The following is a 25,962-nucleotide window of genomic DNA, read 5'->3' on the forward strand; positions in this document are numbered from 1 at the left end:
TATGCCACAAAAAAAGCTGCCTCACTTTTGAGACAGCCTCTTTTTTTGTTTCCATTCCGGAAAATATTTAAACGCAATTATTTATAAGTACATTTCGTTTCGTAATCCGTTGATTTTTTTAGAATCATTTATATAAGGTAAAACCTCACGATGATCATTTTGGATTCTCTTAGCTGTTGAACCTGTAATTTTAGAGATTGCCAAATTCAGTAATGGTTCAGAAGGATCACCTAAAACCCCATAATTACTGATATATTCATACTGTACATAAGTAGGAACCAAACCTCCTGTATAATCTCCAAAATCTGCAGCATTAGAAATTTTAAAGATTAAAGGCTGCATTGCATATTTATGGTTTGGGTTTATATTACTTTTCAATACTAAACTCGGCGAATCATAAAGCGTCATAGAACCCACATTTTTACCAATAGTAGTTTCACCAATCTGCACCACATTAATATAAGGTTTTAATCCATTTATAACCAATTCACTTGCTGATGCCGTATTTGAAGTTGTTAAAATATAAACCGTAGCCATATTTAAACCATTTACAGTAGTACCACCAAAACTAGTTACAAATCTTTCGTTTAAGTCTTCAAGCTCATCAGAAGACAAACCAGCCATCTGTTTAAAATTATATTGTCTTTTCGAAAATATTTCGCCGTCAAACTGCCCTGTAATCATACTTGCCAAACGGGTTGAAGATCGCACAGAACCTCCTCCGTTATATCTTAAATCTAAAACGAAATCTGTAACACCCTGCGCTTTTAATTCTCCAAATGCCTCATTTAACTGGGTATCATACTCCTGATAAAAACCATTATACATTAAGTAGCCTATTTTATGGCTGCCGGAAGTAATTACTTTATTAATTAAAATTGGGTTTTCTTCTAAAGTTGTTTTAGTTAAAGAAAGTGATTTTCCGTTCAAAACAAATGCAGAACCATTGTAATCAGCAAAATTCAAGGTATAAGTATCAGCGCCTAATAACAACGATTGGTAATTTGAAACCGTCAGTTTTGTTCCGTTTACACCCGTAAATAAATCACCTCGTTTTATATCTTTATTCGAAGCATCAGAATTCGGAATAATATAACGCACATAACCTACTAAATCATTAGATCCTTCGGCAACTCGGGTTAGTTTAAAATCTACCCCGTTGTTCTTTGTGATTCCGTTAAGTTCTTGTTCTAAAACGGTATAATCTTCTACCATCCAGCTAAAACGATCAATGGCGTTGCTTGGGTATTTGCTTACCGGTTTATTTAATAAATCCTGAAATAAATCTTCGGGATTCGAATATCCGGCTAAAAAAGAATTAAATACTCCTTCCGAGCTAAAACGATCATCGGCTAAATTAGGCACATCAGCCTGCCATAAATAATATTTATTTAATCCTCTCCATATAAAATCATTTACTTGTAACTCCGCAGGAGTCCTAACATCATCTTCATCTTCACAAGACTGCAGAAAAAATGTTAATACAAATAAAAAGAGTATAGACTTTAAAATTGGTTTCATAGAATATTAGGTTTCGGTATAATGGTATTGTATTAACGTAAAAATACTACCTTTAGTTTTAAGTAGTATTCTTTTTTTATAAAAAAATTACAATATCGCAGTAACAAAAATAATTGTGCCTCGTCTTGACTATATAAGCTAACGAATAACCTTTTAATTTATGAACCAAAATGTGTTTATAGAATTAGTTAATCCTTTTAAAGACAAAGTTTTTCGTCTGGCAAAACGATTGCTTACAAGTACTGAAGAAGCCGAAGACGCCACTCAGGAAGTAATGGTAAAATTATGGAACAAAAAAGAGAACCTGGACACCTACAATAATGTCGAAGCACTGGCAATGACTATGACAAAAAATTATTGCCTGGATCAGTTAAAATCGAAAAGGGCCGGAAACCTCCAGATTGTTCATAATAATTTTACAGACCGTGAGCCGCAGTTAGACCGGAAATTAGAAGATGCTGATAGTCTGGAATGGGTTGAAAAAATTATAAATCAGCTGCCGGAACAACTTCAAATATTAATCCAGCTGCGGGATGTAGAACAATATGAATTTGAAGAAATTGCAAAAATCGTCAATATGAACGAAACCGCAATCAGGGTGGCACTTTCGAGAGCAAGAAAAAAAATAAGAGAATCAATGATAAATGCACACAGTTATGGAATTAGATAAAATAGAAAATATATTAGAAAAATACTTTCAGGGAGAAACCACTATTGCCGAAGAAAATCAATTAAAAGAATATTTTTCTTCATCAGATGTTGCGCAGCATTTGGAGCAATACAGACCAATTTTTGGTTATTTCTCTCAGGTAAAACAACAAAAATCAACGCAGGAAATCCCACTAAAAACTAAAAAACGAAATGTGGCGTGGTTATCGATTGCAGCTTCAGTTGTTGTTTTACTAGGAATTGGAACCTATTATTTTGCAGGCGAAAAAACAACTCCGGTTGTCGCACAGTCAGAACTAGGAACCTACGACGATCCTGAAGAAGCCCTTGCCGCAACGCAGAAAGCTTTGGCACTATTGTCAAACAATGTTAATGTAGGTATTGAAAGTGTACAATACATTAACGAATATGAACAATCAAAAAACAAAATTTTTAAACAGTAATTAAACACAAAAATAATCATGAAATCAACGATTCACGAATACCAAAAAAACAATAAACTAAGCATGAGTAAAAATTTCATCATAACTCTAGTTTTCGCATTCGTTACACAAGCTTTTTATGCTCAAAGTGCCTTTGACAAATATGATGGTCAGGACGATGTAACATCAGTAATTGTAAACAAAAAAATGTTTGATTTAATGAGCAAAGTAAAAGTTGATGCTTCTGATAAAGAAACACAGCAATACATAAACTTGATTAAAAAATTAGACTACTTAAAAGTGTTTACAACGAAGAACCCTAAAGTTGAAGCTGACATGAAAGCTTCTGCAGATAAATACATAAAATCTGCCGGTTTAGAAGAACTTATGCGAGTAAACGACAGTGGTAAAAACGTCAAAATAATGGTCAAATCCGGCGCAAGCGATACACAAATTAAAGAATTGCTGATGTTTGTTGACGGTGCAAAAAATGACGAGACTGTTTTGTTATCGCTTACAGGTAATTTTGATTTAAACGAAATCTCGGTACTTACAGATAAAATGCAGCTTCCAGGCGGAACTGATTTAAAAAAAGCTTCTAAAGGCAAAAAATAATTATGAAAATCAGCGTTTTCACCACAGCCATTTTAGCATTACTAACTTTTGTAAGTTGTAATTCTGAGCCTTCACTGCAAAAGTATTTTGTCGAAAATACAGACAAAAAAGACTTTATTGCACTCGATATTTCGTCTACTATTTTAAATCTTGACGATACCAAATTGTCTGCAGAGCAAAAAGAAGCCATAAATTCATTTGACAAAATGAACATATTAGCCTTTAAAGCAAATGATAAAAATCAGGTACAATTTGAAGCAGAACGAAATAAAGTTAAGGCGATATTAAAAGACCCAAAATATCAGGAATTAATGAAAGTTGGCTCCGGTAGAGACGGTGCATCAATAAGTTATGTCGGCTCTGATGAAAACATCAAAGAATTCATAGTTTTTGCAAACAGAAAAGAAAATGGTTTTGCCGTTGTTCGTGTTTTAGGAAACAATATGAACCCGAATAACATTATAACTTTAATGTCTGTTTTGAAAGAATCAAAAATAGATATGGAACAATTGAAACCTTTACAGCAGTTGATTAAATAAAACATCTTACTTTTAAACGAAGAAGAGGCTGTCTCAAAAGTGAGGCAGCTTTTTTTGTGGCATAAAAAAAGGAAAGCTTTCGCTTTCCTAATTCTTGCAATTTGATTAAATTGCGGTGTGTGTATAGCTTCAAAAGTAGTCTTTAAAGATTACATTCCCAACCAAAATGTGCTTTTTCCTCCGAATTTATCGGAGCTGATTGATAGTAAGCACCCTGTAAGAGTAGTCTCTGGCATCGTTGATGGTTTAGATTTAACAAGTTTAATGCGCAATTACAAACCAGGAGGCACTTCAAGCTACCATCCTAAAATGCTTTTGAAAGTGTTGGTCTATGGTTATTTGTGCAATATTTATTCAAGCCGAAAACTTGAACAGGCCCTTAAAGAAAATATCCATTTTATGTGGCTCAGCGGTATGAGCCAGCCGGATCACAATACGATCAATCGTTTTAGAAGTCAACGTCTAAATGGGCAGATTAAAGAAATTTTTACCCAAATTGTTCTTTTGCTAGAAAGGGAGGGCATCGTAAGCCTTAAGACTGCCTTTGTTGACGGCACAAAGATTGAAGCCAATGCCAACCGCTACACTTTTGTATGGGGGAAGGCTATTAAAAAGAGTAAAGAACGTATTGAACAACAGCTGGAAGAACTTTGGAATTATGCACAGAGTGTAGCCAAAGAAGAACTCAAAAATACAGAATCTGTTGATTTTAGGGCTATTGATAAAGAAAAAGTAGAAGCTGCAATCAACACGATCAATGCAGTTTTGAAAGAGAAAAAAGTTCCTTCGAAAGTACGCCAGAAGCTCAATTATGCCAAAAAGAACTGGCCAAAGAACCTTGAAAAGTACAAACAGCAAGAAGAAATTCTTCAAAACAGAAACTCGTTCTCCAAGACCGATACCGATGCCACTTTTATGCGCATGAAAGAGGACCATATGCTAAACGGCCAGTTAAAACCGGCTTACAATCTGCAGATCAGTACCAATAAGCAGTTCATTCTGCACTACAGCCTGCATCCGAATCCTACTGACACAAAAACGCTTAGCCCGCATATTGATAGTTTTGAAAAATCATACAAAAAAGTTCCCAAAGAGTTAGTTGCCGATGCTGGCTATGGTTCGCAGGAAAACTACAACTTATTAAAAGCCAGAAAAATAAAAGCCTTTGTTAAGTACAATTATTTTGACAGAGACTGCAAAACCAAACAGGTGACCGCCTCGCAAAACAATCCTGAACTGGCCAAAATAAGGCAAAAGGCATTTGATTTACTTAAAACAAAACGGGGAGAACAGCTCAGAAAGCAAAGGTGTCATGATGTAGAACCCGTATTTGCACAAATCAAACACAACAAAGGTTTTAAACGATTTATGCTTCGAGGACAAAACAAGGCCGAGGTAGAAATCGGATTGCTTTCTATTGCCCATAATTTACAAAAGATGGCACTTGCAGGGTAAAGACAATCCGTTCTTGCCTAAAAATCGGTCAAAAAATCGGAAAATCATCTTTAAAGCCGAATTCCGAAAAACCGAATTAATTTTTTATAGCTATCTTAATTTTTTATAAACGAAAAGAAGCTGTCCTTTTGAGACAGCCTCTTTTTTTATTTTTAATTAAGTTTTTAGTGCATTATTTGACGGTATGAATTTCGACAAAGCATATCGTAGAGACGCACAGCAGTGCGTCTTATGCGCAAAGTATATCTCAAAAATAAAAATAACGGATGTGGATACTGGACGTAGACGCACTGCTGTGCGCCTCTACGGAAAATTGGGATGAATTTACTTCTATCATTCAACCTGCAAACCACACAAAGCATATCTGTAGAGACGCACAGCAGTGCGTCTTATGCGTAAAGTATATCTCAAAAATAAAAATAACGGACGTGGATACTGGACGTAGATGCACTGCTGTGCGCCTCTACGGAAAACACAGATAAATTTATTTCTATTATTCAACCAGCAAATAACACAAAGCATATCTGTAGAGACGCACAGCAGTGCGTCTTATGCGCAAAGTATATCTCAAAAATAAAAATAACGGACGTGGATACTGGACGTAGACGCACTGCTGTGCGCCTCTACGGAAAATTGGGATGAATTTACTTCTATCATTCAACCTGCAAACCACACAAAGCATATCTGTAGAGACGCACAGCAGTGCGTCTTATGCGCAAAGTATATCTCAAAAATAAAAATAACGGACGTGGATACTGGACGTAGACGCACTGCTGTGCGCCTCTACGGAAAATTGGAACCTATTAATTTAATTCAAACATTTAAGAAGATTATTCTTCGTAATTTTTATTTTGATGTTAATTGAATTTAATTACATTTACAAAATGAGATTTAAAACTACCAAAAACTTAGATCTCTAAATATAAATAAACCTAATTAATTATGATACAAAAAACATCAAATGCCTTTATCGCGGCATCATGGGTAGCTCTTGGAGCCGGAACAATTGGTTTTATTGTTGGACTTGCCAGGGCAGAAATGCTCCTAAACGAAAAAGGATATTATTTTACCGTTTTAATGTTCGGGCTTTTTGCTGTTGTTTCACTTCAAAAAAGTGTAAGGGACCGATTGGAAAAACTTCCCGTAACTGATATTTACTACGGAATCTGCTGGTTTGGAACGCTGTTATCAATTGTTCTTTTAGTAGTAGGATTATGGAATGCCACTATTTTACCAAGCGAAAAAGGTTTCTACGCATTTGCATTTTTATTAGCCTTATTTGGCGCTATTTCGGTACAAAAAAATACTAGAGACAATATGAACTTTAGTCAAAACGAATAAAAGTTTAAAACTAAAAAAGCTCCAATTTTCATTGGAGCTTTTTGATTATAATAGAATCTGAGATTATTTACTCAAATACATTTTTCTTCTGGAGTACAATTCATAGAATTGATCGTCTTTTAAATCATCAATAAACAAGATGCTTTCTCCTGTCGATTTCATTTCTGGCCCTAATGCTTTATTTACGTTCGGGAATTTGCTGAAAGAGAAAACCGGCTGTTTGATTGCATAACCATTTAATTTCGGTTTAAAATCAAAGTCTGTTACTTTATTTTCACCTAACATTACTTTTGTAGCGTAGTTTACATAAGGCTCTCCATAAGCTTTTGCAATAAACGGAACCGTTCTTGAAGCTCTTGGGTTTGCCTCGATAATATAAACCGTATCGTCTTTTATCGCAAACTGAATATTAATCAAACCAACTGTTTTTAAAGCTCTCGCAATTTTATGCGTATGATCTTTTATTTGCTGCATCACGAATTCTCCTAAGTTAAAAGGAGGCAGTGTTGCATTACTGTCTCCAGAGTGAACTCCGCAAGGTTCAATATGCTCCATAATTCCTATAATGTACACATTTCCATCAGCATCGCAAATGGCATCAGCTTCAGCTTCGATTGCTCCGGCCAAATAGTGATCCAGCAATAATTTGTTTCCCGGAATTGTTTTCAATAAGTCGATAACATGCTCTTCAAGTTCTTTTTTATTGATTACAATTTTCATTCCCTGACCTCCTAATACATAAGAAGGACGAATTAAAAGCGGAAAATCTAAACTGTCAGCTAAAGTCGAAGCCTCGTCTGCCGTTTCTGCGATTCCAAATCTTGGGAAAGGAATATGTAATTCTGTCAATAAATCTGAGAAACGTCCTCTGTCTTCAGCCAAGTCAAGCGCATCAAAACTAGTTCCGATGATTTTTACACCGTATTTAGATAATTTATCTGCTAATTTAAGAGCCGTTTGACCACCAAGCTGCACAATTACACCTTCTGGTTTTTCGTGCTGAATGATGTCATAAATATGCTCCCAGAAAACTGGTTCAAAGTATAATTTATCAGCAGTATCAAAATCCGTTGAAACTGTTTCAGGATTACAATTAATCATAATTGTTTCGTAACCGCATTCTTTTGCTGCTAAAACTCCGTGTACACAAGAATAATCGAACTCAATTCCCTGCCCGATTCTGTTTGGCCCGGAACCCAGAACGATAACTTTCTTTTTATCTGTCAGGATACTTTCGTTATCTACATAACGCTCTCCGTTTGCTTTTTCAATTTCAGCCTCAAAAGTTGAGTAGTAATAAGGTGTTTTTGCCTTAAACTCCGCAGCACAGGTATCAACCAGTTTAAATACACGGTTGATGTTTTTTTCCATACGTAAAGAATGTACTTCACTTTCCAGACAGTTCATCATGTGGGCCAATTGTCTGTCGGCGAAACCTTTTTGTTTGGCTTCAAGTAACAATTCTTTAGGAAGGTTTGAAACTTTATAGTTTGAAATTTCTTTCTCTAAAACATAAAGTTCTTCGTATTGTTTTAAGAACCACATATCGATTCTTGTAATTTCATGGATACGGCTCAACGGAATTCCCATTGCAATTGCGTCATAAATTACAAAAACCCTGTCCCAGCTTGCATACGTAAGCTTTTCGATAATCTGCTCATAATCTTTGTATCCTTTTCCGTCAGCACCTAAACCGTTTCTTTTAATTTCTAAAGACTGGGTTGCTTTGTGAAGCGCTTCCTGAAAAGAACGGCCAATTCCCATAACCTCACCTACAGATTTCATCTGAAGACCTAAAGTTCTGTCTGATCCTTCAAATTTATCGAAGTTCCAGCGTGGTATTTTTACGATTACATAATCTAAAGTTGGTTCAAAAAGAGCCGAAGTCGATTTTGTAATTTGGTTTTGTAATTCATCAAGATTGTATCCCAAAGCCAGTTTAGAAGCAATTTTAGCAATTGGATAACCCGTTGCTTTTGACGCTAATGCTGATGAACGAGATACACGAGGATTGATCTCGATGGCTACGATATCTTCTTTTTCGTCTGGTGAAACTGCAAATTGTACGTTACATCCTCCGGCAAAATTTCCGATGCTTCTCATCATTAAGATGGCGTAATCACGTAATTTTTGGAAAGTTGTATCTGATAATGTCATTGCCGGCGCAACAGTAATCGAATCTCCGGTATGGATTCCCATTGGGTCCATATTTTCGATCGAACAGATAATAACAACATTGTCGTTTTTATCTCTTAAAAGCTCTAATTCATATTCTTTCCATCCCATTAAAGCTTTATCAATTAAAACTTCGTGAATTGGAGACGCTTCAAGACCGCGTGTTAAAAGGTCATCAAAATCTTCTTTTTTGTAAACTACTGCAGCTCCGGTTCCTCCAAGTGTAAACGAAGGACGTATTACAAGCGGGAAACCAAATTCCTGTGCAATTTCTTTTCCTTCTAAGTATGAAGTAGCTGTTTTTGCAGGCGCTGTTGGCACATTTATTCTTTCTAAAAGCTGTTTAAACTGCTCTCTGTCCTCAGTAATATTAATGGCGTTTACATCAACCCCTATTAATCTTACCCCAAAATCCTGCCAAATTCCTTTTTCTTCAGCCTCCAGACACAAGTTCAAAGCGGTCTGTCCTCCCATTGTTGGCAAAACAGCATCAATTTGCGGGTGTTCCTTCAGAATTTCAATAATCGATTTTGTTGTTAATGGTTTCAAATAAACATGATCGGCCATGGTTGGGTCGGTCATAATCGTCGCTGGATTTGAGTTAATCAAGATAACTTCAATTCCTTCTTCACGAATCGAACGTGCAGATTGTGATCCTGCATAATCGAATTCGCAAGCTTGACCAATAACAATAGGTCCCGAACCTATTATTAAAACTGATTTAATTGATGTGTCTTTAGGCATTTTTTATGTATTGTGTAGTTATATAAGTATTTAAAAAAACATTCTTAGTGTACTAAAAACTAGAATGTTGAGAAAATTTTTACCGACAAGGTATAAAAAAAGGCGATACTAAGAAAGTAACGCCTTATTTATGTTTACAGAAACATTATTTTTTGTGTCTAGGCTCGCTAGAAACAGTTAATTTATGTCTTCCTTTTGCTCTTCTACGCGCTAGAACTTTTCTTCCATTCGCAGAAGCCATTCTGTCCATAAATCCGTGCTTATTTCTTCTTTTTCTTTTCGATGGTTGAAATGTTCTTTTGCTCATTGCTTTGTATCTTTAAAAATGGTATCTAATTAACTCTTTCTTGGTTTTGGATATCGTTACTCAAAAACCGAGTGCAAATATACAAAGACTTTTTTTTCTGGCAAGTAGTTTTATAAAAATATTTTTAATTCCTTTTACTATCTTTGCAGTCACAAATATACATCTATTATGTTTAACAAAATTATCAAACTTATTCTGGCCGGACTTCTTATTATAGCTGGCGTTTGGCAAATTGTAGATAAAGAAACCGGTAATGGTATCTTCCTTATATTATTGTCTGCAATTCCTGTTTTTCTTTATTTTAAAAATGAATTTATCCTTTTAGCCTTTCTTAAATTGAGAAAACAAGACTTCGAAGGCGCTAAAAAATGGTTAGCATACATCAAAAATCCGGAAACTGCTTTAGTAAGAAAACAACAGGGTTACTTTAATTACCTTCACGGAATCATGCTTTCGCAGACTAATTTAATTCAGGCTGAGAAACATTTCAAAAAAGCTATCGAACTTGGACTATCAATGGATATGGATCTTGCCGTAGCAAAATTAAACCTTGCCGGAGTTGCCATGTCACGCCGCAGAAAACTTGAAGCTACTAATTTATTGGCCGAAGCTAAAAAATTAGATAAACAAGGAATGCTGAAAGACCAAATCTCTATGATGAAAGAACAAATGAAGAAAATCTAGTTTTTCTAAAATTTTATCCCGATAACTATCGGGATAAAATCCCAAATTCTCCCGACGCTTCGGGATGAATTTGGGATTTTTTTATTCTAGAAACATACCGTTTGTCATCCTGAGAAACGAAGGATCACACACGCTGATTGACAAAGATTGGCGATTCTCTTTGAGGAGTTTCTTTGTAGAGCTTCTTGCGCGATCCTTCGTTCCTCAGGATGACAAACTATGCCGTTTTTCTAATCTGATTTCGACTATAGCCCGCGGTTTCAACCGCGGGATACCGATTGTCATGATAACACAACGTTTCTCGACGGTTGAAACCGCTGGCAATGTTTGGCTTCGTTTGTCTCTGGAATAATAGGGCTTGTTATGTCATCCTGAGGAACGAAGGATCGCACACGCTTATCGACAAAGATTAGCGATTCTCTTTGAGGACTTTCTTTGTAGAGTTTCTTGTGCGATCCTTCGTTCCTCAGGATGACAAACTATGCCGTTTTTCTAATCTGATTTCGACTATAGACCGCGGTTTCAACCGCGGGATACCGATTGTCATGACAACACAACGTTTCTCGACGGTTGAAACCGCCGGCAATGTTTGGCTTCGTTTCTCTCTGGAATAATAGCGTTTGTTATGTCATCCTGAGGAACGAAGGATCACACACGCTTATCGACAAAGATTGGCGATTCTCTTTGAGGAGTTTCTTTGTAGAGCTTCTTGTGCGATTCTTCGTTCCTCAGGATGACAAACTATGCCGTTTTTCTAATCTGATTTCGACTATAGCCCGCGGTTTCAACCGCGGGATACGGATTGTCATGATAACACAACGTTTCTCGACGGTTGAAACCGCTGGCAATGTTTGGCTTCGTTTGTCTCTGGAATAATAGAGTTTGTTATGTCATCCTGAGGAACGAAGGATCGCACACGCTGATCGACAAAGATTGGCGATTCTCTTTGCGGACTTTCTTTGTAGAGTTTCTTGTGTGATCCTTCGTTCCTCAGGATGACAAACTATGCCGTTTTTCTAATCTGATTTTGACTATAGACCGCGGTTTCAACCGCGGGATACCGATTGTCATGATAACACAACGTTTCTCGACGGTTGAAACCGCTGGCAATGTTTGGCTTCGTTTCTCTCTGGAATAATAGGGTTTGTTATGTCATCCTGAGAACGAAGGATCACACACGCTTATCGACAAAGATTGGCGATTCTCTTTGCGGACTTTCTTTGTAGAGTTTCTTGTGTGATCCTTCGTTCCTCAGGATGACAAACTATGCCGTTTTTCTAATCTGATTTCGACTATAGCCCGCGGTTTCAACCTCGGGATACCGATTGTCATGATAACACAACGTTTCTCGACGGTTGAAACCGCTGGCAATGTTTGGCTTCGTTTCTCTCTGGAATAATAGAGTTTGTTATGTCATCCTGAGGAACGAAGGATCACACACGCTGATCGACAAAGATTGGCGATTCTCTTTGAGGACTTTCTTTGTAGAGCTTCTTGTGTGATCCTTCGTTGCTCAGGATGACAAACTATGCCGTTTTTCTAATCTGATTTCGACTATAGACCGCGGTTTCAACCGCGGGATACCGATTGTCATGATAACACAACGTTTCTCGACGGTTGAAACCGCTGACAATGTTTGGCTTCGTTTGTCCCTGGAATAATAGGGTTTGTTATGTCATCCTGAGGAACGAAGGATCGCACACGCTAATCGACAAAGATTGGCGATTCTCTTTGAGGAGTTTCTTTGTAGAGTTTCTTGTGCGATCCTTCGTTCCTCAGGATGACAAGATTGTGGTTAGAATAGGATTGGCGATATGCTTTGCGGAGTTTCTAGTGTGATTCCTCGTTCCTCGGAATGACAAAAAAAACTCACAATTAGCAATTCACCATTATTTAAGAATATTCGTATCTATTAACCTCGCATATTTTCCTGTGATTTTGCCTTTTTCGTCTATGGTGAAAAAAGTCGGGGTTCCTATTATGGCATAGGTTTGGAAGTTTGGGCCTGCAAAACCTTTATAGTCGCATAATTGTTCTTTCCACGGAAAGGTGTGATTGTGGCCGTCTGCGGCATCTTTTGTCATGTCTGCAGCGACGCTTATAATTTCGTAGCCTTTGCTTTTTACAATTTTGTAGTTGTCTATTAACTGATAAATTTCATTTTCGCAAAGATCGCAGCCTGATTCATAAAAAAATAATAATGTTTTTTTATTGATCTTTTTTTTACCTGCTGCAGTTTGCAAAGCGGGCGCTGCAACACCTATTAACGGACTATTAATAGTATTTAGCAATCTTTGCGTTGGTTTTTCTAACCTTCCAGAATTTTGGGCATATTCACTTATAGCTGCAACCATACCGTCCCTGCCAGCTTTGGTAAATAAAATAACAACTTTTTCTGTAAAGGCTGTATATATCTCATTGCTTTTTATGCGTGATAGTATCTGTTTGGTGCCTGCAAACCAGGCTGTATCATCTTTAATAATACTTTGCTGTAGTTGCATCCAGCCTTCGATAAGGTTGCTCCATTGCCCGCTGTTGTACAATACAGTCATATCAAGTTTGTCCCTTACGAAAACATTAATTTCTTGTGCGCTTTCAAGTTCTGAGCTATCCAGACTTCCGCTGGCTCCCATTAAAACAGCATATATTTCTGTTAATTTTGCAGCATACAATTTACTTTCTGCTGTACTGGTTTTTAAAGCCTTAAGTTCTCGATTAAGATTTTCTTTTTCTTTTTCAAGAGCAAGATAAAAAGTCTCCTCTTTGTTATAAGCAGCAAGACCGCCTTGTATTGCTCTTGCCTTTGCTAATAACTCACCTTGTTTTTTTACCCAGTCATTAATAAATTCATTCTCTGGCGAACCTGTATATTTTGTATTCTCAAAATTGGGCTGCTCTTCCTTGCAGGAAACAGTAAAATTTTCATTGTTTATGGTAAAATCCATACCGCCGCCATCTGTAAGAACAAAATTTGAAACACCGGCATATCCTTTTTTCGATGCCGGAATAATAATTATAGTTTTACCAGTTTCATCAAGTTTGCCTTTTGCAATAGTGTCTTTTTTATCGCCTCGCTCCAGCAGATAAACATATTCTTTTCCTGCAAAATGAGCAAAATTTACATTTATGGTTTGTGCCTGTACAGAAACTTGCATCGCTAGTACAGCAAGACTTCCTAATAACATTTTTTTCATTTTTATTATATTTTTTAATCCTTAAAATTTATTAAAACCCGAAACGCTTCTCATTCCTGCTTATGAACAGGAAATGAAAAGCGCTGCAGTCTTTTTTGGCAATCTTAATTATTTAAGCTTTTTATCATAAAGCAATTAACTATGACTTCACTAATTTTTTTATTAGTCCTGAAAACATAATTTCCCTATAAGATTCAAAGCATTTCTAAACTATTATTTTTCGCTAGCTGGTATTGCTATACAACGAACCGTTTCTGTAATTATAACAGCTCCACTTGAAGCAGCTGCTAATACAGAAGTATAGCCTCCGTTATTGTTATGAAGCATTGTAGCATACCCATTATATGGTGTACCTGCTAGATATCTAATAGGGTTATTTGACGTAGTTGAAACATAAGGCAGCATTAAAGATGACCCCACCATCACTCCTCCATTTCCTACACTTTGAGTACCCGTAAGACTCCTTACATTATATTTTACCATTCCTTGCAATTCACCCAAAGTGGGTACACGATAATTTGCCGGACAAGGATCTGTTGCTGTTTTATATCCATTTTGATACCAATTTGTTGAACCTGCATTAAATGTATAAGTTAACCCTTTTGTAGTTGGTATTGCTACTAATGGGTTTGCAGTTTGTTGTACGGCTGCTGTAACACCTAAATTAAAACATGAAAACATTCTCCATTCTGTCTCGCTTACCATTGCCCCACAACATACGCAATCTCTTACTTGTATTGGCATTATTGTTTTATAGTCATTACCGCTTATAGTATAAATGGCGTATAATTTAAAAGTAAGCGCATTAGCAGCTGTTCTTCCCTTGGCTTTACCGGTAATACCAGAGGCACTACTTAAGTCCTTCTTAAATGTCACGGTACAAGGAACCTTCGCTCCCTCATAAACAGTTCCTGAGTAATCACCTGATATACTTTCAACAATCTGGCCGCTAACCGTTTCTACATAAGTAAAACGAATGTTACTTACAGCAATACTACCTAATGAAGAAGGAACATTTAGATAATAGGTTTGCGTATAGGTTGCTGACTGATTAAAATCTGATTTGTTTGCCGTTCTTGATGCAAGAGGCCCGCAATCAGTTGATGATCCATCTGTTTCTGCAACATCAAAACACTGTTTACCCGAAAGAAGCAATCCTCCTGATGGCAAAGTATCAATACTGGTTACATTGATAGTAAAAAATTTCGAAGTTACAGTTGTACTAGAACAGCTATTCTTTGCAATACAATAAAAATAATATTTACCTGTTGCGGTTGGCTTATAGGAATAAGTAGCCGAAGTAGCATTACCACTGATAGCCGTACCACCAGCATTACTTGCTGTTGTATTGGAGTACCATTGATAAGTAGTGCCAACACCACCTGATACCGAAACGGTTAAAGCTGCTGTTGCTCCAAGTAAAATACTTTGGGTAACACTAGTCTGTTCTGTAACCACTAATGTCGGGCAAGCATTGTTTATGGTAATAGTATGCTCTAAAGCAACTGATTTACCACAATCATTTTCAGCAATTACTGTAATTTTCATTTTTACCCCATCAATTCCTGAAGCTGGGAGCTGTATCGCTACACTTGCTCCCTCACCTATAACGACCCCATCATTATCAGCTGTCCAGGTATATTTTGTTGGAGTGAATGTACCAGAAGCCTGTAAAGTGATTGTCTCTCCAAAAGTTGCCGTTGCAGGATTAGATACCCATGTAACTACCGGTATATTTGAAACAGTTGATGATACCGTTTTTAATGCCAGAACACTCGTACAACCTCCGGCATTTGTGACAGATGCACTATATGCACCACCTTCACTAACTGTAATAACAGCAGTAGTTTTATTTATTTTTACACCATCTTTGTACCATGCATATGTATAACTGCCATCAACAACCGGCACTACAGTCAAATCTGTACTTCCATTACAAAGTATTGTATTACCTGTAATATTAGGCTGTGCCGGAGTATTACCTGATACAATATCTTTTTCTAATACATGTGATTCAGCAGAACATTTTGCCCCGCTGTTGTCACTGGCAACCATGCGAAGCGAAAGCTTGGTTTGAGAACCTGGTATTAAAAAGGGATTATCAGTGATAAGCTCAGTACCATTATACCATGCATAAGCAACAGCAGGATTTGGATTAGCAATACTTAAATCTAAGCTACTATCTGCACAAAATGACACAAAACTGCTCAAGGGCTTTCCATTTACCAATACATCTGCATCCGGAACGGTAATTTGTCCTGAGCCCTCACTTTTTGTTATAGTAAGAATGTTCGATTGTTTAGAATAGCAGTTTACGTCTTTTACCGCAGCAAACCAATCGCCAACACTGCTGTCGCCGGTTATATCTATAGATTTACCTGTTTTTGATTTGTCTTCAACCCCATTGTGAAACCAGGCTATAGTGCCGGTTCCGGATGCAGAAAGTGTAACTGAATTTGTACCACATAATACACCATTATTTGAGGCTAATATTGTAATATTTGAAGGTGCCACAGTACCGGATGCAGTGATGATTTTTTCATTTGCAGCATTTGTATTACATCCTACAGCCCCCATAGAAACATTATATTTTCCTGCCAGTGTAGCAATATAATAATTAACCCCTCGGGCTACTTCAATACCGTTACGGGTCCAGATTAATTTATCAAGATTAGCAGTATTGGCAGGAACAGACAAATACACTGAACCTCCTGTACATAAAGTTGTTCCGGATGCTGTTACTGATGGCGCAGTATAGGCCATAGAACTGCAGTTTACCCCGTTTTGAGAGAATAAAAACTCTTTATATAAACTGGTACAGGTACTGGTAACACGTACTAGTACTGTATGAATGTTTACCGTTTCATTTGGAAGAAAGTTTATTTTAAAACTTCCGCTACCATTGTCAACATCAGTTAATGATGCATACTCTGAACCTGCCACAATAGCAATCGTAAATGGACCGTTAGGGCAGTCAGGATCTGTAACATTAAATGTCTGGTCACAGCCTGAGCCATCTGCAGCAATATTTACACATGGCTGTGGGCTTATGGTTGTCTGCGATGTTCCTTCGCATAAACTTACCCAGCGTACAGCGTTCCAATATTCCACACACTTGGTGTCGATATTATAAATAGTAAGTCCGTTTCCTTTATCATTGTTTTTTACTGCAAAAGCGTTACGCTGTGCGGTTGTCATTTGCGGCAGTCGAAGCCCGCCTTTGTTAAGCAGTTCCAGAACTGAGAAAGCCTCGGGTTCTTTTTTGCCCCCCACGGTCATCTGGGCCTGCGTGTTTACCGAAAATAATATGGCCAGAAGGAGAAGCCACATACAAAATAGATTTTTCTTCATTTTTTAAATTGTTTTAATTATTTAAAGCGGCAGACCCCTAACCGTTATATGGAATAACAGAGCAGAAGGCATACCTGATCGATATCCTTTTGGGATATTCGTATATATTTTGTGGTATTTATGGTATTATTGGGTAAAAAAACAGGAACTATTGAATCTTATCAATACGGCTTATAAAGATGAATGGCCTGCCTGTTTATTAATATAAACGAGGGATATTATAAAATCTGCTTATAAAACTTGGGGCTTTAAGACTGATAAAAGAATGCAACAACTTTTTGTTTCTGGTATATTGACCTGATTATTTAAGTGTTGTTTGAATAAGGTTCATAATAACATCTTTGTGTGCTTTTTCCATTGTTTCATAGTCTCTTTTTATACTGTCCGGTGTTATTCCGTGCACAGTTCCATTTACACATTGACGTATGTAATATTTTGACAGACCGTACTTTACAAACAAAGCTTCTAAAATATTTGCATCATAGGAGCTATAAGCTTTTGTCTTCCTTTTATCCATTGTCTTATTTATTTTCATTTGTTAATGATCTTAATTTTACTCTGGCTGCAATACTTCCTGGAAGTTAATCTATACTGCCTGTTTTTATTTTCTTTTGAAATTCTTTGATTAATGCCTCGCGATTTGCAATTATTTTAAGCAAAGCATTTTTCGCAATTTCATCACCTCTAAAGAATCTCATTTTCGCTGCAGGTGCATTAATACCCATTACCTGACCAAGCAAAGTGTAATCACCATACAGCGTTTTTTCCTTAATTTGTTCGATTGTCATAACAAAAAGTTTATCTTTGAATGCTAAATAATATGCAAATATATACAAAAAACTGTATAAAAAACCCTACAAAACACAAAAATCTGTAATTTTCTCGCAATGAACGATGTAACTTTAAGATTTCTAATAACTTATGAATATCTGAAAGAAGCAAAAGTTGTTTCAAATATTAAAAGTTTTGCTGCAGAACTTAATATTAGCACTTCGCTTGTTACAGAAATTTGTAAAAAAAGAACAAATGCAGGAATGGTCCCTATATCTAATTTATTAGCAAGATATAAAGATATAGATGCGAACTGGCTTTTAACCGGTGAGGGATCTATGCTAAAGAGAAGCGACAGCCCCGAAGTCAATATTAACTACAAAGAATTAGCCGAAGCAAGACTTGAAATTATCAATCTTAAAGATGAAAAAATTGAGTGGCTTAATAAGGAGCTTAAAAAAAAAGAAGGGTTTGTAGTGTGGCTGCCTTTTATTTACAAGATATGCCTTTGCGAGGAACGAAGACGGTGCATGTGTGAATCTTTGCCAAAGTTTAAAACTTTTGCAAAGATTATCTAACCACATAGTTTTTGACGCAAAGAGACCTGACAGGTTTTAAAAACCCGTCAGGCCTGAAGTTTTATATTTTGGAGTTACTTTGCGCCCTTCGACTTCGCTCAGGGTGACAAAATAATTATTAATTATCAATTTATTTACTCACTCCTCTAATATAATCGAAGGCAGGTTCTCATTGAACCATTTATATTTATTAAGAATCATAATATGGGTTCCGCCTTTTACTACTATACAGCTGTTGATGTATTTTATAGGAAAAACTTCGTCCTGATCGCCGTGTATATGAATTACATTTTCGTCGACTTTATTTCTATCCCACAAAATAACAGATTCTACAGCCCATTGCAGATAATTAAGATCTCGCACGGCCAAAAACTTCTCGTATAATTTAATTCGTTTATTGATTTTTTCTCCAAAAGAGTATTTTGCCAGACTTTCGATATTCAAAATCAGCTTCATGGGAATCAACTTGTAGGCTTTTGTCTTCTTCCCTATTTTCATTCTTCTCGGAAATTCGGCATTACTCCTTACACTCGAAATAATGATTACTTTTCTGACCTGAATATGCCTTGCAATTTCCTGCACTAAAATTCCTCCAAAAGAAACGCCAATTAACACAGGGTTTTCATGTTTGATGTTTTTCGAAATTCGAAGTGCATAATCTGATAATGCTTCTTTTGGATGCGGAATTTCCCATTCTAATAAACAGGTTTCAAAAACAGATTCATCTAATTTGATTCTTTCAAATATAGTAGGGCCAGCCGCCAGACCAGGCATAAAATATACGGGTATTTTATTCATTTGTTTGAAATAGAATTACAACTTACAGCTCTTAATTTCAAGCTAAATTTACTTTTTTTAATAATATCTACAGCAAATCGCACACCATAATTGCATATTAAAAAAAAATGAACTGCAAAAAGATCAATTTTGCAATGAACCCGATCTTAAAAAAATAATTTTATATTGAAAATCAAATGATTACCTTTGCGTTCCAAATCATTCACAGCTAAATATCTTTTTAAAAGATTTTAGCTGACTATATTTTTCGTTCTTTTTCTACTATTTTTTAACCTACCCCAAAACATGACAAATATGGAACCTACCGAAACTATGGAAATCAAAGACAATACTTTTGCAAGACAATTTGAAACCGTGGTCCCTGAAGGATTATTAAGCGTTGAATATTCTTTTCAGGAAAAAAAGATTTTTTTAACTAAAATCAACACTCCCGAAAACTTTGAAAACCAGCCAGTAATCGACACTCTGCTTAAAAACATTATGGAATTAAGCACCGAGAAAAATTTTAGGGTTGTACCAATTCACCCAAAAATTGCTGCTTTTTTCAAAAAAAACCCAAAATACAAAGATTTACTGCCTCCGGGAATCAGGATTTAAAAATCGCCAATTACCCAAAGCCATAATCCGCCAATTACCATATAAATAAAAAGCATTACAAGTCCGGTTATTAAACCTTTGACCCACCAGCTTTTTAAATCGACATATCCGCTCCCAAAGAAAACGGGAGCCGGACCATGTCCGTAATGTGTTAATGTTCCATAAATTGATCCCACAAAACCAAGCATAAAAGCGAGAAGCAATCCCGGAATTCCCAGCGAAACCCCAACACCTAAAAGTGCCGCATACATTGCTGCTACATGCGCAGTTGCACTTGCAAAAAGATAGTGGCTGAAAAAGTATACCAATATAATGATAGGAAAAGCCATCTGCCAGCTTAGTCCGCCAATTTCGGCTTTTATAACATTACTAAACCAGCCAATGAAGCCTAATTCGTTTAGGGAACTTGCCATCATTACTAATACCGAAAACCATACAATGGTATCCCACGCCCCTTTTTCGGCTTTTACATCATCCCAGGTTAAAACAGAAGTGAGCAGTAAAATCACTAAACCAATAAAGGCGGTTGTGGTGGCATCAATAGAAAACAAATCGCCGGTCATCCAGAGAAATAATAAAATAAAAAAAGTTAGCAGCATCATCCATTCGTTTCTCGTGACTGGCCCCATTTCTTTTAATTTTTGCGAAGCTATCTGCGGAGCATCTCCTGTCTTTTTAAGTTCCGGAGGATAAATTTTGTACAGCACAAACGGAATAACAAAAAAGGCACATAATCCCGGTACAATTGCCGCCGCTGCCCACGACATCCATGTTATTTTTATTCCGAGATTAAGGGCAAACTTCTGGCACATTGGGTTGCTCGCTGTTCCGGTAAGAAACATTGAGGATGCTATTAAATTCATATTATAACAGTTTAATGTTAAATACGAACCTAGTTTTTGATGTGTTTCGGGCTGCTCCGGCATTGAACCAAAACTCATCGACATTGATTTCATAATGGGATAAATAATTCCTCCGCCACGAGCGGTATTACTTGGTACGGCTGGTGCCAAAACCAAATCGGCAAGACCTAAACCGTAAGCTAACCCAAGGGAACTTTTTCCGAATATTCGAATGAACAGAAAGGCAATTCTGTTTCCTAAACCAGTTTTTATAAATCCGCGGGCTATAAAAAATGAAATTCCAATAAGCCAGATTACTTTGTCCCCAAATCCTTTTAATGCCAATGTAATTGATTTTCCGGGATCGCCAGGTGCTAAAACCTGAGTAAAAGCGGTTAAGGCAATGGCAATCATACACATGGTTCCCATTGGGGCGGCTTTTAGAATAATTCCTAAAATTGTTGCGACAAATATTGCAAACAAATGCCAGGCTTCGGCCGCAACGCCGTCTGGCGCAGGTATAAACCAAATTACAATTCCAACTGCAAGCGTAATCAGGATTTGAGGAATTTTTACTTCTTTCATTGTTTTGGAGTTAAATTAAACTACAGCCTGCACTGAAACTGAATAATAAATAAATTGTCATTATAGGTTGTTGTATCTGGAATATTTCGATCAAAACGGTCTATCTCAAACCCCATTTCTATACGGCCTGTGTAGTTTTTTCCAAATTCAAGACTTATCATAGGGGTATAAGTCTGCCTTAAGTTTGAATCGATTTTATAACTAGGGTCAAATCTTTCATAACGACAGGAAACTTCTAAAGAGGTTAATTTTTTATAATCGATTTGATATCTCAAATTGGGCAGGAAATAAATTCCGCGCATTTGATAATCAGCAACATCATCTGTTCTGGAATCAACCGGCAGAGAAAAGTATAAATTGTGGTTTGTTCCTTGTTTGTATTCTATCTGCAAATCAAATGTAAAACGATCTGTAAGCCTAAAATCACTGGTAATATCAGCTCCCAAAGCATACACTTTTTCTTTGGCATATTTACCGATACCGCCGTTTAAGCCCAGATTAATTTTATGCTTTTTTGATAATTCAAAAACCAATCTTGATGAATATTGTTTCCCGTTATCGTTGTCTTTTTCCTGATTTTTACCGTTCCCGTTTAAAACCGAAACAGAATAATTTACAGGGATTTTGCCCAGATCAAAATTTCCGGTTGCAGAAGCTCCAATTTGAAAGCTTGTCCAGCCATTTTTTCCAAATTCATAATATTGATTCGAGAAATCAAATGATTTTATAATATCAACCGGAACTAATTCCTCAATACCAAAAGCCGGCCGAAACTGTCCTCCTAAAACGGCAATGTATTTATTGAAGGTGTATTTTGCGTAGGCATTTTCGAGCACTTTACCTTTTGTGTCTGATTTAAAATCGGCAAGGTTTACTAAGATTACAACTTCTGCAGCTTCGCTTAACTTTGTGTTTAGCCCCACACGCATTCTTTTAATATCGAAGGAACTCTGGGTTACGTCGCCCGTAGAATGGTGAAGCCCCATAACGTCTACATTATCGCCAAAACTTTCCAGGTATCTTGCCTGAAAAAGCCCTTTAAATTGAAACTGGGGATACTTAATACTACTTTCAGAATCTGCCTGCGGCGGTTCTGTATTAGCAGTTTGTGCATTCATAAAAAGCGAAAAGATAAAAAAGATAAAAACAATTTTTATGTGTAAAGATTTAATCATAAACTCTGAAATAAAAATTAAGTTACTAACAGCAATTTTAAATCTTTAGCCTTTCTATCTTCTTCCAGAATTACCATTAGCAGGTCTAGGCGCTGCCGATTGTGTTTGTCTAGGTGCCGCCTGTCGTGTAGACGGATTGGCCGGGGCTGCCGGTCTTGCTGCTGGCTGTGCCGGTTTTACAGCAGGTCGTGTGGACGGATTAGCTGGAGTAACCGGACGTGTTACAGGTTGTGCCGGCCTTACAGCGGGTTTTGTTGTACCTGGCCTGGTCGATGGATCTGCAGGACGAGTTACGGGCCTGGTTGTACCTCCGGGTCTGGTAGAGGGATTCGCAGGGCGTACTCCCGGTTTCGTTGTGTTTCCTGGTCTGGCTGGTCTTGGTGATGTAACCGGTGCCGGTCTTTTATAATCTCTGCCATTGTAGGTAGTATTATAACGCCCGTTAACCCGGTTATCCCTAACGACTACTGATGTATTTCTTCTGCTTGCATAAGTATTATAATATCTGGGATTTCTTATAACAGTTGTTCTTCTATAATAACGGTCATTATAATAATGTCCGTGATACCCCCAATAGTCATGGTAATAAACCGGACGCCAAGGGTGCCAGTACGGAGGATAATATCCCCAATACCAAGGAGACCTGTAGACTACGTATACAGGAGAAAACAAAAACACCACTACCGGCCATGTACTCACGCCGGCGCTTACATAACTTGTCGTATTGTAATTATTGGTTGTATTATTATTTACAATTACAGCAGCATCTCCTTTATAACCAGGATTTGGTGTTCCTGAAACAGTATCTGAAGGTTCTACAATATAATTTTTACCATATAAATCTTTATCTCCAATAATCTGGATATGCACATTATTCTTTTTATCTTTATCTACTTCTATAACCGCAATATCTTGTGTCTCTGTATTATTTACAGCAGTCTGAAGCACAATTACATGGGTATTTCCTTCTTTATGACTCTCTATTTCAATATAATCGGTCTGCCCGTCATTATTTAAATCTAAATTATTAATCTTACTATCCGGATCATTTAATGTTTTTTCAAAATCTTCTAAGGTTTTAGATTTTTGGAAAATATCCAATACGGCATACAGATTAAGATTATCTCCCGGAAGACCTAAAGCAACCGGTTCATTATCTGTTTGAGAAAATAAAGGAATACTAAATAAACCAGCCGCTATAACAACTAGAAATAAGGCTCTTTTCTTCATGTTAATAAATTAGTTAATTTGGAAATAATATCACTAAGGTATAAAAAAACTTACAAAGTTTAACAATGCTGTAAAACTTTATACACTTTCTGTTTTATACTATAAATTACTAAAATTCCTCAAACCCTTTTCTCTATTTACCTATAAAACAAAAAAGCACAAGAGTAAAATTTCTTGTGCTTTTAAAATGATATCTTTCAATTATTTATTTTTCTATTTCTCGCATAGAATCCATTTTTTTGTGAGCAAGGAAACCTGCAACATCTTCAAAATGTTCTTTTACTCGTTTGTTTCCAAATTCAAATACTTTAGTTGCCAATCCGTCAAGGAAATCACGGTCGTGCGAAACCAAGATTAGGGTTCCGTCGAAATCGCGTAAAGCATCTTTAATAATGTCTTTGGTTTTCATATCTAAGTGATTCGAAGGCTCATCGAGAATTAACAGGTTAACTGGTTCTAACAGTAGTTTAATCATTGCCAAACGAGTTTTTTCTCCTCCTGAAAGTACTTTTACTTTTTTGGTAATATCATCGCCCTGAAACATAAATGCCCCTAAAATATTTTTTATCTGTGTACGGATATCTCCAACTGCAATGGCATCGATTGTTTCAAAAATGGTTGCGTTTTCATCTAATAATGAGGCCTGGTTTTGTGCAAAATATCCAATTTGTGCGTTATGCCCAATTTCAACACTTCCTGAATCAACGCCAATTTCTTTCATAATGGCTTTGATCATGGTCGATTTTCCTTCTCCGTTTTTTCCAACAAAAGCTACTTTCTGACCGCGCTCAATTACGATATTGGCATCTTTAAAAACCACATGGCCACCGTATGATTTTGCCATTTCTTTTACAATAACCGGGTATTGTCCAGAACGTGCTGCCGGCGGAAATTTTAAACGTAATGCCGATGTATCGACTTCATCTACCTGAACAATCTCTAATTTTTCAAGCATTTTTACACGAGACTGAACGGCATCTGTTTTTGAGAACGTTCCTTTAAAACGATCGATAAAGGCTCTGTTATCAGCAATCATTTTCTGCTGTTCATCGTATGCTTTCTGCTGGTGAATACGACGGTCTTTTCTTAGTTCTAAGTAATGAGAATATTTTGCTTTATAATCGTAAATTCTTCCCATTGTTACTTCGATCGTACGGTTTGTAATATTATCTACAAACGCTCTGTCGTGCGAAATTACCACAACCGCTTTTGCTGAATTTACCAAAAACTCTTCTAACCATTGGATACTTTCAATATCCATGTGGTTGGTTGGCTCATCCAGTAAAATCAAGTCTGGTTTTTGCAATAGGATTTTTGCCAGTTCGATACGCATTCTCCATCCTCCGGAAAATTCAGAAGTTTGTCTTGTGAAATCTTCACGTTCGAAACCTAAACCAGCTAAAATTTTCTCAACTTCGGCTTCGTAATTTACTTCTTCAATAGCATAATATTTCTCGCTTAAGTCTGAAACTCTTTCGATCAGTTTCATGTATTCGTCACTTTCGTAATCGGTACGAACGGTTAACTGCTCGTTGATTTCGTCAATTTCGGCTTTCATTTTAAAAATCTCACCAAAGGCTTTAGATGCTTCTTCCATTACAGTCGAACCGTCTTTTGTCAATAAATGCTGAGGCAGATAAGCTACAACGGCATCTTTTGGCGTAGAAATACTTCCGGTAGAAGGTTTGCTCTGGCCTGCTATAATTTTTAAAAGTGTCGATTTTCCCGCACCATTTTTACCCATAAGGGCAATTTTATCGTTTTCATTGATAGCAAAAGAAACATCGCTAAAAAGTGTAGTCCCGCCAAACTGAACCGAAATATCGTTAACTGTAATCATTATCTTCTGTGAATTTGTTTTATCGGTTAATCGTTTATTGACTACCTGTTTTTTTCGTGCTGCAAAGATAGATTAATTAGATAATTAGGCAATTAGAAAATGTGGCAATTTATTAATTAGATAATTTTGAGAATGCGGCTATTAGAAAATTTTCTTTTTTGCCACAGATTAAAGGATTTTCACTGATTATTTTTTCAAGAATAGACTTTTGAGAAAAAATCTTTTTTAATCTTTTTAATCTGTGGCAAAACAAAAAAATGTTTCGTTCTAATTTTTCAACCGGATTAAAATCCGGCCCAACAATAAAGATAGCCAAAGGCTCTCTTTTAAGTTCCGAAGGAACGAATTATGTTGTAGAGCTGGACTTCAGTCCAGTTTAATATGTAAAATAAAAAAAACAACAGGTTTTAAAAACCTGCCGAACTGAAATTATCTATGTTTCGTCAAATTCTATATTTCTGCTCTTAACTGGACTGAAGTCCAGCTCTACAACATAATTCGTTCCTTCGGAACTTAAATGAGAGCCTTT

The 25,962-nt window shown here is 36.6% G+C and carries 21 protein-coding genes; 9 read left to right on the forward strand and 12 right to left on the reverse strand.

Features of this window, described 5'->3' with window-relative positions; all coding sequences use genetic code 11:
• Positions 1-81 precede the first annotated feature (81 nt).
• A complete protein-coding gene (locus tag AABD74_RS00510) occupies positions 82-1,521 on the reverse strand; it encodes a S41 family peptidase (RefSeq protein WP_406844378.1) in 1,440 nt (479 codons plus the stop codon).
• A 160-nt stretch (positions 1,522-1,681) separates the two neighbouring features.
• On the opposite strand from AABD74_RS00510, the gene AABD74_RS00515 reads away from it, so the two are divergent.
• From AABD74_RS00515 to yiaA, 6 genes are all read left to right on the forward strand, one after another.
• Positions 1,682-2,191 carry an RNA polymerase sigma factor gene (locus AABD74_RS00515; protein ID WP_406844379.1) on the forward strand — a complete coding sequence of 170 codons (510 nt, stop codon included), beginning with the start codon at positions 1,682-1,684 and terminating at the stop codon, positions 2,189-2,191.
• A complete protein-coding gene (locus AABD74_RS00520) occupies positions 2,178-2,633 on the forward strand; it encodes a hypothetical protein (protein WP_232683077.1) in 456 nt (151 codons plus the stop codon). The genes AABD74_RS00515 and AABD74_RS00520 overlap by 14 nt, the downstream gene beginning before the upstream one ends.
• An 18-nt stretch (positions 2,634-2,651) precedes the next feature.
• A complete protein-coding gene (locus tag AABD74_RS00525; protein WP_406844380.1) occupies positions 2,652-3,227 on the forward strand; it encodes a DUF4252 domain-containing protein in 576 nt (191 codons plus the stop codon).
• Positions 3,228-3,229: 2 nt separating this feature from the next.
• Positions 3,230-3,766 (forward strand): DUF4252 domain-containing protein, encoded by a 537-nt coding sequence (locus AABD74_RS00530; RefSeq protein WP_232683076.1) that lies wholly within the window; start codon positions 3,230-3,232, stop codon positions 3,764-3,766.
• A gap of 123 nt (positions 3,767-3,889) precedes the next feature.
• Positions 3,890-5,221, forward strand: coding sequence for an IS1182 family transposase (locus AABD74_RS00535; RefSeq protein ID WP_406845615.1), 1,332 nt, complete (start codon positions 3,890-3,892; stop codon positions 5,219-5,221).
• Between the two features lie 942 nt (positions 5,222-6,163).
• Entirely contained in the window at positions 6,164-6,562 is a 399-nt protein-coding gene (gene yiaA, locus AABD74_RS00540; RefSeq protein ID WP_232682648.1) for an inner membrane protein YiaA, read from the forward strand.
• A gap of 63 nt (positions 6,563-6,625) precedes the next feature.
• Here the strand turns inward: yiaA and carB are convergent, their stop codons facing one another.
• Positions 6,626-9,481 (reverse strand): carbamoyl-phosphate synthase large subunit, encoded by a 2,856-nt coding sequence (gene carB / locus AABD74_RS00545; RefSeq protein ID WP_232682649.1) that lies wholly within the window; start codon positions 9,479-9,481, stop codon positions 6,626-6,628.
• Between the two features lie 145 nt (positions 9,482-9,626).
• Positions 9,627-9,788, reverse strand: coding sequence for a 50S ribosomal protein L34 (rpmH, locus tag AABD74_RS00550; protein WP_008464848.1), 162 nt, complete (start codon positions 9,786-9,788; stop codon positions 9,627-9,629).
• 168 nt (positions 9,789-9,956) lie between these two features.
• Between rpmH and AABD74_RS00555 the strand changes: the two genes are divergently transcribed.
• A complete protein-coding gene (locus AABD74_RS00555; protein WP_232682650.1) occupies positions 9,957-10,472 on the forward strand; it encodes a DUF2892 domain-containing protein in 516 nt (171 codons plus the stop codon).
• 1,889 nt (positions 10,473-12,361) lie between these two features.
• On the opposite strand, the gene AABD74_RS00560 is transcribed toward AABD74_RS00555, so the two are convergent.
• The 4 genes from AABD74_RS00560 to AABD74_RS00575 form a co-directional block, all read right to left on the reverse strand.
• Positions 12,362-13,666 (reverse strand): peroxiredoxin family protein, encoded by a 1,305-nt coding sequence (locus AABD74_RS00560; RefSeq protein WP_406844381.1) that lies wholly within the window; start codon positions 13,664-13,666, stop codon positions 12,362-12,364.
• 213 nt (positions 13,667-13,879) lie between these two features.
• Positions 13,880-17,017, reverse strand: coding sequence for a hypothetical protein (locus AABD74_RS00565; RefSeq protein WP_406844382.1), 3,138 nt, complete (start codon positions 17,015-17,017; stop codon positions 13,880-13,882).
• Between the two features lie 301 nt (positions 17,018-17,318).
• Entirely contained in the window at positions 17,319-17,534 is a 216-nt protein-coding gene (locus tag AABD74_RS00570; RefSeq protein ID WP_232682653.1) for a hypothetical protein, read from the reverse strand.
• 64 nt (positions 17,535-17,598) lie between these two features.
• Positions 17,599-17,805 (reverse strand): hypothetical protein, encoded by a 207-nt coding sequence (locus AABD74_RS00575; protein WP_232682654.1) that lies wholly within the window; start codon positions 17,803-17,805, stop codon positions 17,599-17,601.
• Between the two features lie 99 nt (positions 17,806-17,904).
• Between AABD74_RS00575 and AABD74_RS00580 the strand changes: the two genes are divergently transcribed.
• Complete coding sequence (locus AABD74_RS00580; RefSeq protein WP_406844383.1) at positions 17,905-18,366, forward strand: hypothetical protein; 462 nt, start codon at positions 17,905-17,907, stop codon at positions 18,364-18,366.
• Between the two features lie 138 nt (positions 18,367-18,504).
• Here the strand turns inward: AABD74_RS00580 and AABD74_RS00585 are convergent, their stop codons facing one another.
• Entirely contained in the window at positions 18,505-19,164 is a 660-nt protein-coding gene (locus AABD74_RS00585) for an alpha/beta hydrolase family protein (protein WP_406844384.1), read from the reverse strand.
• 285 nt (positions 19,165-19,449) lie between these two features.
• Here AABD74_RS00585 and AABD74_RS00590 point away from each other — a divergent pair, with 285 nt between their 5' ends.
• Positions 19,450-19,761 carry a GNAT family N-acetyltransferase gene (locus tag AABD74_RS00590; RefSeq protein ID WP_232682657.1) on the forward strand — a complete coding sequence of 104 codons (312 nt, stop codon included), beginning with the start codon at positions 19,450-19,452 and terminating at the stop codon, positions 19,759-19,761.
• On the opposite strand, the gene AABD74_RS00595 is transcribed toward AABD74_RS00590, so the two are convergent.
• The 4 genes from AABD74_RS00595 to AABD74_RS00610 all read right to left on the reverse strand — a co-directional run bounded on the left by AABD74_RS00595 (position 19,758) and on the right by AABD74_RS00610 (position 25,433).
• Complete coding sequence (locus tag AABD74_RS00595) at positions 19,758-21,188, reverse strand: anion permease (RefSeq protein ID WP_406844385.1); 1,431 nt, start codon at positions 21,186-21,188, stop codon at positions 19,758-19,760. The genes AABD74_RS00590 and AABD74_RS00595 overlap by 4 nt on opposite strands.
• A gap of 20 nt (positions 21,189-21,208) precedes the next feature.
• Complete coding sequence (locus tag AABD74_RS00600) at positions 21,209-22,306, reverse strand: porin (RefSeq protein ID WP_406844386.1); 1,098 nt, start codon at positions 22,304-22,306, stop codon at positions 21,209-21,211.
• Positions 22,307-22,417: 111 nt separating this feature from the next.
• Positions 22,418-23,593, reverse strand: coding sequence for a hypothetical protein (locus AABD74_RS00605; RefSeq protein WP_232682660.1), 1,176 nt, complete (start codon positions 23,591-23,593; stop codon positions 22,418-22,420).
• A gap of 205 nt (positions 23,594-23,798) precedes the next feature.
• Complete coding sequence (locus AABD74_RS00610) at positions 23,799-25,433, reverse strand: ABC-F family ATP-binding cassette domain-containing protein (RefSeq protein ID WP_232682661.1); 1,635 nt, start codon at positions 25,431-25,433, stop codon at positions 23,799-23,801.
• Between the last annotated feature and the right edge of the window lie 529 nt (positions 25,434-25,962).

The sequence above is a fragment of the Flavobacterium soyae genome (genome assembly GCF_045348165.1).
GTDB classification, from domain to species: Bacteria; Bacteroidota; Bacteroidia; order Flavobacteriales; family Flavobacteriaceae; genus Flavobacterium; species Flavobacterium soyae.

Bases quoted from the DNA above. Each gene is read 5' to 3' on its own strand.
- AABD74_RS00585 (WP_406844384.1), bottom strand. From the start codon at position 19,164: ATGAATAAAATACCCGTATATTTTATGCCTGGTCTGGCGGCTGGCCCT.
- AABD74_RS00570 (WP_232682653.1), bottom strand. From the start codon at position 17,534: ATGGATAAAAGGAAGACAAAAGCTTATAGCTCCTATGATGCAAATATT.
- AABD74_RS00510 (WP_406844378.1), bottom strand. From the start codon at position 1,521: ATGAAACCAATTTTAAAGTCTATACTCTTTTTATTTGTATTAACATTT.
- AABD74_RS00580 (WP_406844383.1), top strand. From the start codon at position 17,905: ATGAACGATGTAACTTTAAGATTTCTAATAACTTATGAATATCTGAAA.
- AABD74_RS00605 (WP_232682660.1), bottom strand. From the start codon at position 23,593: ATGAAGAAAAGAGCCTTATTTCTAGTTGTTATAGCGGCTGGTTTATTT.
- AABD74_RS00555 (WP_232682650.1), top strand. From the start codon at position 9,957: ATGTTTAACAAAATTATCAAACTTATTCTGGCCGGACTTCTTATTATA.
- AABD74_RS00520 (WP_232683077.1), top strand. From the start codon at position 2,178: ATGGAATTAGATAAAATAGAAAATATATTAGAAAAATACTTTCAGGGA.
- AABD74_RS00560 (WP_406844381.1), bottom strand. From the start codon at position 13,666: ATGAAAAAAATGTTATTAGGAAGTCTTGCTGTACTAGCGATGCAAGTT.
- AABD74_RS00565 (WP_406844382.1), bottom strand. From the start codon at position 17,017: ATGAAGAAAAATCTATTTTGTATGTGGCTTCTCCTTCTGGCCATATTA.
- AABD74_RS00610 (WP_232682661.1), bottom strand. From the start codon at position 25,433: ATGATTACAGTTAACGATATTTCGGTTCAGTTTGGCGGGACTACACTT.
- AABD74_RS00530 (WP_232683076.1), top strand. From the start codon at position 3,230: ATGAAAATCAGCGTTTTCACCACAGCCATTTTAGCATTACTAACTTTT.
- AABD74_RS00595 (WP_406844385.1), bottom strand. From the start codon at position 21,188: ATGAAAGAAGTAAAAATTCCTCAAATCCTGATTACGCTTGCAGTTGGA.
- AABD74_RS00515 (WP_406844379.1), top strand. From the start codon at position 1,682: ATGAACCAAAATGTGTTTATAGAATTAGTTAATCCTTTTAAAGACAAA.
- AABD74_RS00600 (WP_406844386.1), bottom strand. From the start codon at position 22,306: ATGAATGCACAAACTGCTAATACAGAACCGCCGCAGGCAGATTCTGAA.
- AABD74_RS00525 (WP_406844380.1), top strand. From the start codon at position 2,652: ATGAAATCAACGATTCACGAATACCAAAAAAACAATAAACTAAGCATG.
- AABD74_RS00575 (WP_232682654.1), bottom strand. From the start codon at position 17,805: ATGACAATCGAACAAATTAAGGAAAAAACGCTGTATGGTGATTACACT.
- yiaA (WP_232682648.1), top strand. From the start codon at position 6,164: ATGATACAAAAAACATCAAATGCCTTTATCGCGGCATCATGGGTAGCT.
- rpmH (WP_008464848.1), bottom strand. From the start codon at position 9,788: ATGAGCAAAAGAACATTTCAACCATCGAAAAGAAAAAGAAGAAATAAG.
- AABD74_RS00590 (WP_232682657.1), top strand. From the start codon at position 19,450: ATGACAAATATGGAACCTACCGAAACTATGGAAATCAAAGACAATACT.
- carB (WP_232682649.1), bottom strand. From the start codon at position 9,481: ATGCCTAAAGACACATCAATTAAATCAGTTTTAATAATAGGTTCGGGA.